The following is a 12,199-nucleotide window of genomic DNA, read 5'->3' as shown; positions in this document are numbered from 1 at the left end:
TTCCGTGGAGTGTTTCTGCCATGAAGACCTCTCGCATCTCCTTCGCCGCCGCCCTCGCCGCCGGTTCCGTCCTCGTCCTGTCCGGTACCGCCTTCGCGCACGTCGGCGTGCAGCCCGTCGGAGAGGCCGCCAAGGGTGGCTACGCGACGCTCAACTTCAAGGTCCCCAACGAGCGCGACAACGCCTCGACCACTCAGCTCGAGGTCAACTTCCCGGTCGACCAGCCGCTCACGTCCGTCATGCCGCAGGACATCCCCGGCTGGACCTCCAACGTCGAGAAGACCAAGCTCGACAAGCCGCTGACCGTGCACGGCAAGCAGGTCAACGAGGTCGTCACCAAGGTGACCTGGTCCGGCGGCAAGATCGAGCCCGGCAAGTTCCAGCAGTTCCCGGTCTCCGTCGGCAAGCTGCCCGAGAGCACCGACCAGATGGTCTTCAAGTCCATCCAGACCTACGACAACGGCGAGGTCGTCCGCTGGATCGAGGAGGCCAAGGAAGGCGCCGCGGAACCGCAGAACCCGGCTCCCGTCCTGAAGCTGACCGCCGCGAAGGGCGACGACCACCACAGCGACGCGAAGGCCGACGAGGCGAAGAACGCCGAGAAGGACGCCGGGCACGGCCACGACGAGGCCGCCGCCGAGCACGGCTCCGACACCACCGCGCGCGTCCTCGGCGTCGCCGGCATCGTCATCGGACTCGGCGGGGTCGCCTTCGGCGTCGCCTCGCGTCGCCGCTCCGCCTGACCTTCGGCGCCCGTGCGCGCCACCGCTCCGCATCCGAACCATCCCCGATCCCAGGGACTCCTCTCCATGCGCACCACACGTGTGGCGGCCGCCGCTCTCCTCGCAGCGGCCGCACTCACCCTCACCGCCTGCGGCGGTGAGTCCGCCAAGCCCGGCTCGGTCACCCAGATCGCCGGCGGCCAGGACAACGCCAAGGCCGCGACCGTCCTGGACCGCCCCTTCAACAAGCCGGAGCTCGTCCTCACGGACACCACCGGCAAGCCGTGGAACCTGCGTGAGCAGACCAAGGGCAAGCCGACGCTGATCTACTTCGGCTACACCCACTGCCCCGACGTGTGCCCCCTGACGATGAGCAACATCGCCGTCGCCAAGAAGGCGCTCCCCAAGGCCGACCAGGACAACCTCCGGGTCGTCTTCGTCACCACCGACCCCGAACGGGACACTCCCGAGTCCCTCGACGCGTGGCTCAAGGCACAGGACCCGTCCTTCATCGGACTCACCGGGGACTTCGCCGCCATCCAGGCCGGGGCGCGCACGCTCGGCATCGGTATCGAGGCAGCCACGAAGGATGCCAACGGCGACGTCGTCTCCATGCACGGCGCCCAGGTCATCGCGTTCTCGCCCAAGACCGACGAGGGCTACGTCCTCTACGGCGAGGGCACCACCGTCGACGACTACACCAAGGACCTGCCGAAGCTCGTCAAGGGAGAGACCCCGTGAACGCCCGCACCACCCGCACCTTCGCCGCCGCCCTCTCCCTGACGGCGGCCCTCGCCCTGTCCGGCTGCTCCGGCGACAGCGAGCCGAAGATGGCGGTCAGCGGCGCGTTCATGCCCCAGCCCGTGAACGACAAGATGGCCGGCGCCTTCATGGTCATCAAGAACAACACCGACGCCGCCGACAAGCTCACCGGCGTCACCTCCCCGCTCTCCGACGATCTGCAGATCCACGAGACCAAGGACCAGAAGATGCAGCAGGTCCAGGCAATGGACGTGCCGGCGAACGGCGAGCTCCGGCTGGAGCGCGGCGGCAACCACATCATGTTCATGGGTCTCAAGAACACGCCGAACGTCGGGGACAAGGTCACCGTCGAGCTCCGCTTCGAGAAGGCCGGCCCCGTCAAGGTCGAGCTGGACGTCAAGGAGCGGACGTACGACGCGCAGAATCCGAAATCCACGGCTGGCACAGCCCACTGACGGACCGAGGAACTGACACGCCATGACGGCCACCGCTCCCGCCCCCTCCACGGCCCGCGCCCGTGCCACGGCATTGCTGCCACGGCTCGCGCTGGTCCTCGCAGCCCTGCTGGCAACCCTGTTCACCGCGGCCTCACCGGCCACGGCGCACGCCGCACTCACCGCGAGCGACCCCAAGGACGGGGCGGTGGTCGCCACGGCACCCGCCCAGGTCACGCTCTCCTTCTCGGAGCAGGTCGCACTGGGCGACGACTCCATCCGCGTCCTCGACCCCCAGGGCCGGCGGGTGGACACCGGTGAGCTGCGCGACATGTGCAGCGGGAACACCGTCCGCTACGGCACCGCCCTGCACACCGGCCTGCCCGACGGCACCTACACCGTCGCCTGGCAGGCCGTCTCGGCCGACAGCCATCCGATCTCCGGCGCCTTCACCTTCTCCATCGGCGCGCCCTCGGCCACCGATGTCACCCTGCCCACCGCGCAGGCTGGCGGCGGACCTGTCGGCATCGCGTACGGGATCGCCCGGTACGCCGCCTACGCCGGGTTCACCGTCCTCGTGGGCGGCGCGGCCTTCATCCTGCTGTGCTGGCGCCGGGGTGCCGCCGAACGGCCGCTCCAGAAGCTCGTCGTGCGCGCCTGGGTCACCCTGACCACGGCCACCCTCGCGATGCTGGTGCTCCGGACCCCGTACACGGGCTCCGGGAAGTTCGCCGACGCCTTCGACCTCGACGGGCTCCGGGCCGTCCTGGAGACCAAGACCGGCGCCTCGCTCGTCTCCCGGCTGCTCCTGCTGGGCGCCGCCGCCCTCTTCGTCGCGGTCCTCTTCGGCGTCTACGCGCGCCGGGTGCAGGGTGCCGGGCCCGAGGAGGAGGCGCTCGCTTCGGAGGGCCCCGAAGAGGAAGCGCTCAAGGAGGCGCACGAGGAAGCCAGGGCCGCCAACGACCTCACCTTCGGCCTGGCCATCGGCGGCGCCGTCGTCGCCGGCGGCATCGCCGCCACCTGGGCCCTCTCCGAACACGCATCCACCGGGATCCAGCCCGGTATCGCCATGCCGGCCGACATCCTGCACCTGCTGGCCGTCGCCACCTGGCTCGGCGGTCTCGCCGCACTGCTCGTCGCACTCCACAAGGTCCCGGGACTGGAGCGCGCGGCCGTCCGGCGTTTCTCCACCGTCGCCTTCGTCAGCGTCCTGGTCCTCGCCGTCACCGGCGTCTACCAGTCCTGGCGCCAGCTCGGCAGTTGGTCCGCTCTCACCGGCACCGACTACGGACAGCTGTTGCTCGTGAAGGTCGGCCTCGTCGCCGTCCTCCTCGGCGTCGCCTACCTGTCCCGGAGGTGGACCGCACGGCTCGCCGATGCCCCCGAGGCAACCGAGGCCGCCACCGCGGAGGTGGCCGGGCCGGACGATGTTTCACGTGAAACAGGCTCCGACGACGTGGACGGCTCCGATGTTTCACGTGAAACAGAGCCCGTCACCGTCCCGGCGGACCCGGAGCGCGCCGCCCAGCTCGCCCGGCAGCGCGCCGCCCGTGAGAACGCGCGCGAGAAGCGAGTCCGCGACGCCGACCCCAACCGCGCCGGCCTGCGCCGCTCGGTCCTCGCCGAAGCGGGCATCGCCGTGGTCCTGCTCGCCGTCACCACGGTGCTCACCAGCACCGAGCCCGGGCGCACCGTGGAGCAGGAGGCCGGGCGCGGCAATGCCGGCGCCACCGCCGTCCCCGACCGCGCCATCAAGATCACCCTGCCGTTCGACACCGGCGGCCAGAACGGCAAGGGGTCCGTCCGGCTCGAGCTCGACCCCGGCCGGGTCGGCGCCAACACCCTGCACCTCTGGGCCGACTCCGGCGACGGCCAGCCCTTCGACCTCCCCGAGATCAAGGTCGCCTTCACCCTCCCGGCCAAGGACATCGGTCCCCTGCCGCTCGTCCCCGAACAGGCCGCCCCCGGTCACTGGACCGCGTCCGGTGTCCAGCTGCCGCTCGCCGGCGAATGGCGCATCGACGTGACCGTCCGTACCTCCGACATCGACCAGACCACCGTGCAGAAGACAGTGAAGATCGGCTGAGCAGCGTGACCGAGAGCAACCCCGACATCGAGATCTCCCGGCGCCGGCTGCTGGGCACCGTCGGCGCCGCGGGCGCCGCCGGACTCGCGCTCGGCGCCGCCGGCGGCGCCCTCGCGCACTCCGCGCTCGCCGACTCCGGGAGCGGCTCCGCCCCGGGCACCCCCGCCCCGGGCAACGCCGGAAGTCTGTCCTCCGTCGGCGCCACCCAGGTGGCCTTCCAGGGAGGCCACCAGGCCGGCATCATCACGCCCCTGCAGGCCAAGGGGCACCTCATCGCCTTCGACCTCACCGCCGGGGCGGGCCGGACCGAGGCCTCCGCACTGCTGCGACGCTGGTCGGACACCGCGCGGCGGCTCATGGCGGGCGAGCCCGCCGCGACCTCCGACAGCGGTATCGCCCTCGATGCCGGTCCGTCCTCCCTCACCGTCACCTTCGGCTTCGGCCACTCCTTCTTCGAGCGCACCGGCCTCACCGCCCGCCGCCCCGCCGCCCTCGATCCGCTGCCGGACTTCTCCTCCGACCGGCTCGACGCCCAGCGCAGCAACGGCGACCTGTGGGTCCAGATCGGCGCGAACGACGGACTCGTCGCCTTCCACGCCCTGCGCGCCCTGCAGAAGGACGCCGGGGACGCCGCACGCGTCCGCTGGCAGATGAACGGCTTCAACCGGTCCCCCGGAGCCACCGGCACCCCGATGACCGCCCGCAACCTCATGGGCCAGATCGACGGCACCGGCAATCCGAAGCCCTCGCAGCCGGACTTCGACAAGCGGATCTTCGTCCCCGCGGCGGGCCCGGGACCGGCGGAGCACGCCTGGATGGCCGGGGGCTCGTACGCCGTCGTGCGGCGCATCCGCATGCTGCTCGACGACTGGGACAAGCAGTCGCTCGCCCAGCAGGAGCAGGTCATAGGCCGTACCAAGGCCACCGGCGCGCCGCTGACCGGCGGCACGGAGACCACCGAGATGGCGCTCGACAAGCTCGGCGCGGACGGCAAGCCGGTGATCCCGTCCAACGCGCACGCCCGGATCTCCGCCCCCGCGCAGAACGGCGGCGCGGCCATGCTGCGGCGGCCCTTCTCCTTCCACGACGGGATCGGCGCCGACGGCGCCCCGGACGCCGGCCTCCTCTTCGTCTGCTGGCAGGCCGACCCGCTGCGCGGGTTCGTGCCGGTCCAGCGCAAGCTGGACCGCGGCGACGCCCTGTCGGCATTCATCCGGCACGAGTCCAGCGGTCTGTACGCGGTGCCGCCCGGCCCCCGCAGCGGCGAATACGTGGGGCAGCGGCTGCTCGAAGGATGAACAGGACCCCGGTGGGCGCGGCCCCGGCATTACGCTGATCGCATGTCAGCCACCCGCTTCACGTATCTCGGTCCCGAGGGCACTTTCACCGAGGCCGCCCTGCGCACCCTGCCGGAAGCCGCGACCCGGGAGCTCATCCCGATGGTGTCGGTACCGGCCGCCCTGGACGCTGTGCGCAACGGCGAGGCGGCCGCCGCACTCGTCCCGATCGAGAACTCGGTCGAGGGCGGGGTCACCGCCACCCTCGACGAGCTGGCCTCGGGCGAACCGCTGATGATCTACCGCGAGGTGCTGCTGCCCATCGCCTTCGCCCTGCTCGTACGGCCCGGGACCGCTCTGTCGGACGTCAAGACCGTCACCGGGCACCCGGTCGCCCAGCCGCAGGTGCGCAACTGGCTGCGGGCGAACCTGCCCGACGCGGTGTGGGAGTCGGCCGCTTCGAACGCCGACGGCGCCCGGCTGGTCCAGGAGGGCCGCTTCGACGCCGCCTTCGCGGGCGAGTTCGCCGCTGCCACCTACGGGCTCGTCCCGCTGGTCACCGAGATCCACGACGCGGAGAACGCCGAGACCCGGTTCGTGCTCGTGGGACGCCCCGCGCGGCCCGCCGCGCCGACCGGCGCCGACAAGACCTCCGTCGTGCTGTGGCTGGGCGACGACCACCCCGGTGCGCTGCTGGAGCTCCTCCAGGAGTTCGCGGTCCGCGGGGTGAACCTGATGCTGATCCAGTCCCGTCCAACCGGACAGGGCATCGGCAACTACTGCTTCGCCGTCGACGCCGAGGGCCACATCTCGGACCGACGGGTCAGCGAGGCGCTGATGGGCCTCAAGCGGACCTGTCCCCAGGTCCGCTTCCTCGGGTCCTATCCGCGAGCCGGGGTCGCTCAGAGTGATGTCCGGGCACCTCGCGCCGGAACTTCGGACGGTGACTTCACGGACGCCTCCGACTGGCTGACTCGCTGCCTCGACGGCCGCGCGTAGGGGTTCGTCCACCGTCCCCTCCACTGTCCACAGAGTTATCCACAGGGCGAGATGGGGACCTGGGGACAAGTCGACAGAACGGCATGACAAGGTCGACAAATCGGTCGGGGGGCCCAGGTTTCGCGCTGGGGAGCGGAAGGTGAACGGTGTCACCCCCGTATCACCGATCAACTCTTTGGGGCGAGTCATTCCCACCCGAATGAGTGTGTGAGGGTGGTTTGAACCCTGATTCGCCTCGGCCATCCGCCGATCAGGAATGATCTATTCCTGTGTCCACAGATGCAGCACACAGCCTGTGGATAAGATGCCGGCCGCGGCAATTCCTGTGGACAAGAACGCCCTCCGGCCCTGTTCAGGGACGGCCCGACCGTCGGCATTGTGCCCCTTTTCGGGGAATGTCAGCGCCTTTATTGACGGTCCGAGAAGGTTCGCTTCCGGTCAGCGATCAAGACTTATCCATTCGTTGCAATTAGGACATAGCGACACGCAGCGTGATATCGATGTGATCCCGTGAAGCCCCGCCCGGTAGCCTGGAGGGGTGATTGACCTCCGGCTGCTCCGTGAAGACCCTGACCGTGTCCGCGCCTCGCAGCGCGCCCGTGGAGAGGACGTCGACCTCGTCGACGCGCTGCTCTCCGCCGACGAGCGCCGCAGGTCCTCCGGCATGCGCTTCGACGAACTGCGCAATGAGCAGAAGTCCCTCGGAAAGCTCATCCCGAAGGCCTCCCCCGAAGAGCGGGCCGAGCTGCTGAAGAAGGCCGAGCAGCTCAAGCAGGACGTCAAGGCCGCCGAGGCCGAGCAGAACGAGGCCGACGAGGCCGCCAAGCAGCTCCTCCTGCAGCTCGGCAACATCGTCCACGAGGACGTCCCTGTCGGCGGCGAGGAGGACTTCACCGTCCTGGAGACGCACGGCACCATCCGCGACTTCGCCGCCGAGGGATTCGAGCCCAAGGACCACCTGGAGCTCGGCGAATCGCTCGGCGCCATCGACGTCGAGCGCGGCGCCAAGGTCTCGGGCTCGCGCTTCTACTACCTGACCGGTGTGGGCGCGCTGCTGGAGCTGGCGCTGGTCAACGCGGCCATCGCACAGGCCACCGAGGCCGGCTTCATCCCGATGCTGACCCCGGCGCTGGTCCGTCCGCGCGCCATGGAGGGCACCGGATTCCTCGGCCAGGCCGCGGAGAACGTCTACCACCTGGAGAAGGACGACTACTACCTGGTCGGCACCTCCGAGGTCGCGCTCGCCGCGTACCACATGGACGAGATCATCGACGCCGAGAAGCTGCCGCTGCGGTACGCCGGCTTCTCGCCGTGCTTCCGCCGCGAGGCCGGTACGTACGGCAAGGACACCCGCGGCATCTTCCGCGTCCACCAGTTCGACAAGGTCGAGATGTTCTCGTACGTCGCGCCGGAGGAGGCCGAGGCCGAGCACCAGCGGCTCCTGGAGTGGGAGAAGCAGTGGCTGACCAGCCTGGAGCTGCCGTTCCAGGTGATCGACGTCGCCACCGGTGACCTGGGTTCCTCCGCCTCGCGCAAGTTCGACTGCGAGGCGTGGATCCCGACCCAGGGCAAGTACCGCGAGCTGACCTCCGCCTCGAACTGTGACGGCTTCCAGGCCCGCCGCCTGTCGATCCGCTACCGCGACGGCAAGAAGACCCAGCCGCTGTCCACGCTGAACGGCACCCTGTGCGCCGTTCCGCGCACGATCGTCGCGATCCTCGAGAACCACCAGCAGGCCGACGGTTCGGTGCGGGTGCCCCAGGCGCTCCGCCCCTACCTGGGCGGCCGCGAGTTCCTGGAGCCGATCAACAAGTGAGCCCGGCCCCGTTCCCGTACAAGCTCGTCGCCACCGATCTCGACGGCACGCTGCTGCGTGGTGACGACACCGTCTCGGAACGTACCCGTGAGGCGCTCGTCGCGGCCACCGCGGCGGGCGCGGCGCACATCATCGTCACCGGCCGTGCCGTGCCCTGGACCCGGCACGTGCTGGACGATCTCGGCTACAAGGGGATCGCCGTCTGCGGGCAGGGCGCGCAGGTCTACGACGCGGGTGCGCACCGGCTGCTGACCTCGGTGACGCTGGACCGGCAGCTGGCCGGTCTCGCGCTGTCCAAGCTGGAGGCCGAGATCGGTCCGCTGGCCCTGGCGGCCAGCCGGGACGGGGTGGACGGCGAGGTCCTGTTCGGGCCCGGTTACCAGGTGCAGGAGGGCCTCCCGGCCCTCTACCTGGAGGACACCGCCGCGGTGTGGACGGCTCCGCTGAACAAGCTCTACATCCAGCACCCCGAGCTGGACGACGACGCGCTCGTCAAGGCTGCCCGGGAGACCGTCGGCAGCCTGGTCGACATCGTCATGGCGGGTCCGGGCATCGTCGAGATACTGCCGCTCGGCCTGACCAAGGCCACCGGCCTGTCGCTGGCCGCGCGCCGGCTGGGGGTGAAGGCGGCGGAGACGATCGCCTTCGGTGACATGCCCAACGACATCCCGATGTTCGGCTGGGCCGCGCACGGGGTGGCCATGGCCAATGCCCATGCGGAGCTCAAGGCGGTGGCCGACGAGGTGACGACCTCCAACGAGGAGGACGGCATCGCGGTGGTGCTGGAGCGTCTGCTGGGCGCCGCTTAGCCGGTACGGACGTACGAGAGGTCCGGGACAGCCCGCGCCGCGAGGCGCGCTCGAAGTGGCTGTCCCGGACCTTTTGTTGCTCCCCGCACGACTCACTCTGCCCCGGGCGGAAGTCGCGTACCAGCGAATTTCCGCGCATCAGCCGTGAATCCGGCGGCGTGCGCTCTTAGGGTCGGTCCATGACCGTCAACCTCCGTGCCGTGTATGCCCCGTTGCTGGCCGTGGCCGCACTGGTCGGCATCGCGGCCGCCGTGCTGCGGGTGCCCCCGTCCTGGCTGCTGGTCTGGCAGGGTCCTCTGCTTCTCCTGCTGGCGCTGGTCGCCCGCCGGTCCCCGGTGCGCCCGGCGGTCGCCGCGGGCACCCTGGGCGTGGCGGCCGTCGCGTTCTGGCCCGCTCCCCTGGTGTGGGAGAGCGGATCGTGGCTGGAGGCGTGCGGGGCGGCGGCTTTCTGGGCGCTGCCCGCCCTCGGTGCGGTGCTGGTCGGTGGCCACCTGCGCCGCCAGGCGGGCCGGCTGCGGCGGGCCGTCCGGGACGCGCGGCGCGACCAGCAGTTGGAACTGGCCCGGGATCTGCACGACTTCGTGGCACACGACGTGAGCGCCATCGTGGTGCAGGCCCAGGCGGCCCGGTTCGTGGCGGCGCAGGACCCCGGCCAGGCGGTCCGTGCGCTGGAGCGGATCGAGACGGCGGGGCTCAGCGCGCTGGCCTCGATGGACCGGACGGTGCACGCGCTGCAGGAGGCCGCGGGCGGGCCGACGAGCCCGGTTCCGGGCCTGGACCGACTGCCGGAGCTGGTGGAGCGGTTCGAGGGCGGAACGCTGGACGCCGACCCGGAGGCCGTACGGGGACTGTCGCGGGAGGCGGACACCACGGCGTACCGGGTGGCCGTCGAGGCACTGACGAACGTACGCCGGCACGCGCCCGGGGCGGCCGTGGTGCGGGTCGCCGTACGCCGCGCCGGGGCGGGCATGGAGCTCAGCGTGGTCAACTCCGCGGGGCGCCGGGGCGCCGGGGCGCGGGCGGGCTGCTGGCCCGCCGGAGGCGGGGCGGCACCGGACTGGCCGGCCTGCGCGGGCGGGTGGAGGCGGCGGGCGGGAAGCTGCGCGCCGGGGCGGACACGGGCGGCGGGTGGCGGGTTTGCGCGGTCTTCCCGGCGGAGGAGCGCCCCCTCGGGTGATCATGGCGGCGTGACCACACGCATCCTGATAGCCGATGACCAAGAGGACATTCGCAGCGGATTCCGGCTGATCCTGGATTCGCAGCCGGACATGACCGTCGTGGGGGACGCTGCGGACGGGGAGCGCGCGGTGGCGCTGGCCCGGGAGCTGCGCCCGGACGTGGTGGTGGCGGACATCCGGATGCCCCGGCTGGACGGGCTGGAGGTGACCCGGCTGCTGGCCCCCGAGACCCGGGTGATCGTGGTGACCACCTTCGACCTGGACGAGTACGTGCACACCGCACTGCGCAACGGGGCCTGCGGATTCCTGCTCAAGCGGTCCGGACCCGCGCTGCTGATCGAGGGGGTTCGGGCGGCGATGGCCGGGGACACGCTCATCAGTCCGCAGATCACGGTGCGGCTGCTGAGCCGGCTGACGGAGGCGGGTCCGGTCGCCGGCCGCGCGCCGCATCCGCTGACGGAGCGGGAACTGGACATCGTGCGCCTGGTGGCGCGGGGGCTGACCAATGCCGAGATCGGCGCGGAGCTGTTCATCAGCGCGGGGACGGCCAAGACGCACATCGCGAACGTCCAGGCCAAGATCGGGGCCAGGAACCGGGTGGGGATCGCCGCGTGGGCCTGGGAGCACGGCGTGGCGAAAGCGGAGGCCGACTCCTCACGTTTCACGTGAAACGAGGTCGTGTTTCACGTGAAACATCGTGGCGGGTGAGCGGCCAGGCGAGCAGGCCGACGGAGAGCGCGATGGCGTGACCGAGGTCGGTGAAGGTACCGCCGGTGGCGAGGGGGAGGCCGAAGAAGGCGATCGCTCCGGCCAGGTAGAACCACCGCCAGGGGCTGGGGAGCCGGTAGGTGAGGACGCCGACAGCGGCTGCCAGCCCGTAGCTGACGCCGATGTCGACGACATGGGTCATGCTGCGCGGGGCTCGGTGGTCCTCGATGGCCATCAGCAGGACCCGCTGGCTGACCAGGGTGGCGATGATGTGGGCGCTCGCCACGATCAGGAGCCAGCGCTGCGTGCCGAGCCAGCGTTCGACGGGGGCGTAGAACAGCTCGAAGAGGACGGCGTAGAGGGCGAGCGAGGCCGGGTTCTCGATCCAGAACGCGCTGCTGAGGAGCGCCCGTACGGGGTGCTGGACGAGCTGGTGGATGTTGCTGCTGTTGCGGTGGAGCAGGACGTGCTCGACCCGGTCGGGCGCGATGACGACGACGATGCTGGTGACGGCGATGATCAGCAGCCAGATGTGCGTCCCGGGCGAGGAGCGTATCCAGGACCGCAGGGGCCTGGACGGCTCCGGCTCGCTGTGCTCGATCATGCACCGATGATGACCCGCAAAGCTGTGCCCCGCCTGGCCGGTGGGCCGGGCGGGGCACTGTTTCGCAGGCGCTGCGGCGGGACTTACTCCTCGCCCGCCAGGGTGAGGCGGCGCAGCTTCTGGCCCGCGTAGACGGTGGCGCCGACGGTGACCACGGAGAGCAGGACGGCGGCGGTGGGAAGGCCCACGGTGGCGTCGACGTACCCGTCACCGGCGACCTTCTCGGCAAGGGCCAGGGCCCACTGCTGGACGCTGAGGGTCTTGGCGCCGGAGACCAGGCTGCCGAAGAGCGACTCCCAGATCAGGGCGTAGACCAGACCGAAGACGACCGCGTGCCGGCTGACGGTGCCGAGCAGCAGGAACAGCGCGCTGTAGGCGATCGAGGCCACGAGGGCGGCGATCGTGTAGGCGACGGCGATCTGCTGGCCGTTGCCGTTGAGGATGAACCCGGCGATCAGGGTGGGGATCGCGGAGAAGGCCATGGTGACGGCGATCGCCACGATCAGCTTGGTCATGATGATCGTCGGGCGCTTCAGCGGCTTGGAGAGCAGGTAGACGATCGAGCCGTCGTCGATCTCCGGGCCGATGGCGCCGGTGCCGGCGATGACGCCGATCAGCGGAACCATGGTGGCGAGGGCGAAGCCCCCGAGGAGGTCCGCGGCGACCTTGTCGTCCACACCGGCGAAGGCGCGGACGGCGAGGGCGATGACGATCAGCAGGGCGGGCAGCGCGAAGAGGATCAGTGCGCGCCGCCGGCCGAGCAGGGCCCGGTAGGTGAGCCGGGCAACGGTGGGGTCGTACATG

General features: G+C 70.9%; 11 protein-coding genes and 1 pseudogene. 10 read left to right on the top strand and 2 right to left on the bottom strand.

The window, feature by feature from the left end; genetic code table 11:
* The first annotated feature begins 20 nt into the window (after nt 1–20).
* From ACFYZ4_RS25085 to ACFYZ4_RS25040, 10 genes and pseudogenes are all read left to right on the top strand, one after another.
* On the top strand, nt 21–743 hold the full coding sequence (locus ACFYZ4_RS25085; RefSeq protein ID WP_384339992.1) for a YcnI family protein: 723 nt from the start codon (nt 21–23) through the stop codon (nt 741–743).
* Between the two features lie 66 nt (nt 744–809).
* Entirely contained in the window at nt 810–1,463 is a 654-nt protein-coding gene (locus ACFYZ4_RS25080; RefSeq protein WP_390784843.1) for an SCO family protein, read from the top strand.
* A complete protein-coding gene (locus ACFYZ4_RS25075) occupies nt 1,460–1,939 on the top strand; it encodes a copper chaperone PCu(A)C (protein WP_351287927.1) in 480 nt (159 codons plus the stop codon). Before ACFYZ4_RS25080 ends, ACFYZ4_RS25075 begins: the two co-directional genes overlap by 4 nt.
* A gap of 22 nt (nt 1,940–1,961) precedes the next feature.
* A complete protein-coding gene (locus ACFYZ4_RS25070; RefSeq protein ID WP_390784842.1) occupies nt 1,962–4,004 on the top strand; it encodes a copper resistance CopC/CopD family protein in 2,043 nt (680 codons plus the stop codon).
* On the top strand, nt 3,929–5,302 hold the full coding sequence (gene efeB, locus ACFYZ4_RS25065; protein WP_390784841.1) for an iron uptake transporter deferrochelatase/peroxidase subunit: 1,374 nt from the start codon (nt 3,929–3,931) through the stop codon (nt 5,300–5,302). Before ACFYZ4_RS25070 ends, efeB begins: the two co-directional genes overlap by 76 nt.
* A 42-nt stretch (nt 5,303–5,344) precedes the next feature.
* Entirely contained in the window at nt 5,345–6,280 is a 936-nt protein-coding gene (gene pheA, locus ACFYZ4_RS25060; protein ID WP_351287936.1) for a prephenate dehydratase, read from the top strand.
* A 538-nt stretch (nt 6,281–6,818) separates the two neighbouring features.
* Nucleotides 6,819–8,096, top strand: a complete 1,278-nt coding sequence (serS, locus tag ACFYZ4_RS25055; protein ID WP_351287939.1) for a serine--tRNA ligase — start codon at nt 6,819–6,821, stop codon at nt 8,094–8,096.
* Complete coding sequence (locus ACFYZ4_RS25050; protein WP_351287942.1) at nt 8,093–8,905, top strand: HAD family hydrolase; 813 nt, start codon at nt 8,093–8,095, stop codon at nt 8,903–8,905. Before serS ends, ACFYZ4_RS25050 begins: the two co-directional genes overlap by 4 nt.
* 179 nt (nt 8,906–9,084) lie before the next feature.
* Nucleotides 9,085–9,636: pseudogene (locus tag ACFYZ4_RS25045) on the top strand (histidine kinase dimerization/phosphoacceptor domain-containing protein); the annotation flags it as partial.
* A gap of 456 nt (nt 9,637–10,092) precedes the next feature.
* Nucleotides 10,093–10,752: a response regulator gene (locus ACFYZ4_RS25040; RefSeq protein WP_390784899.1), complete on the top strand. Its 660-nt coding sequence runs from the start codon at nt 10,093–10,095 to the stop codon at nt 10,750–10,752.
* On the opposite strand, the gene ACFYZ4_RS25035 is transcribed toward ACFYZ4_RS25040, so the two are convergent.
* Both ACFYZ4_RS25035 and ACFYZ4_RS25030 read right to left on the bottom strand, forming a co-directional pair.
* Nucleotides 10,745–11,395, bottom strand: coding sequence for a rhomboid-like protein (locus ACFYZ4_RS25035; RefSeq protein ID WP_351287951.1), 651 nt, complete (start codon nt 11,393–11,395; stop codon nt 10,745–10,747). The two genes, ACFYZ4_RS25040 and ACFYZ4_RS25035, sit on opposite strands and share 8 nt — an antisense overlap.
* Before the next feature lie 83 nt (nt 11,396–11,478).
* A complete protein-coding gene (locus ACFYZ4_RS25030; protein ID WP_030707808.1) occupies nt 11,479–12,198 on the bottom strand; it encodes an ABC transporter permease in 720 nt (239 codons plus the stop codon).
* Between the last annotated feature and the right edge of the window lies 1 nt (nt 12,199).

It is taken from the genome of Streptomyces sp. NPDC001513, from assembly GCF_042894695.1.
Classification (GTDB): Bacteria; Actinomycetota; Actinomycetes; order Streptomycetales; family Streptomycetaceae; genus Streptomyces.
Note: the sequence above shows the minus strand (reverse complement) of the source record. Positions and strands in the feature narration are given on the sequence as shown.

What these genes read in the sequence shown, in the direction of transcription:
- ACFYZ4_RS25080 (WP_390784843.1), top strand. Translation starts at nt 810, where the DNA reads ATGCGCACCACACGTGTGGCGGCCGCCGCTCTCCTCGCAGCGGCCGCA.
- ACFYZ4_RS25085 (WP_384339992.1), top strand. Translation starts at nt 21, where the DNA reads ATGAAGACCTCTCGCATCTCCTTCGCCGCCGCCCTCGCCGCCGGTTCC.
- ACFYZ4_RS25030 (WP_030707808.1), bottom strand. Translation starts at nt 12,198, where the DNA reads ATGTACGACCCCACCGTTGCCCGGCTCACCTACCGGGCCCTGCTCGGC.
- pheA (WP_351287936.1), top strand. Translation starts at nt 5,345, where the DNA reads ATGTCAGCCACCCGCTTCACGTATCTCGGTCCCGAGGGCACTTTCACC.
- efeB (WP_390784841.1), top strand. Translation starts at nt 3,929, where the DNA reads ATGGCGCATCGACGTGACCGTCCGTACCTCCGACATCGACCAGACCAC.
- ACFYZ4_RS25070 (WP_390784842.1), top strand. Translation starts at nt 1,962, where the DNA reads ATGACGGCCACCGCTCCCGCCCCCTCCACGGCCCGCGCCCGTGCCACG.
- ACFYZ4_RS25035 (WP_351287951.1), bottom strand. Translation starts at nt 11,395, where the DNA reads ATGATCGAGCACAGCGAGCCGGAGCCGTCCAGGCCCCTGCGGTCCTGG.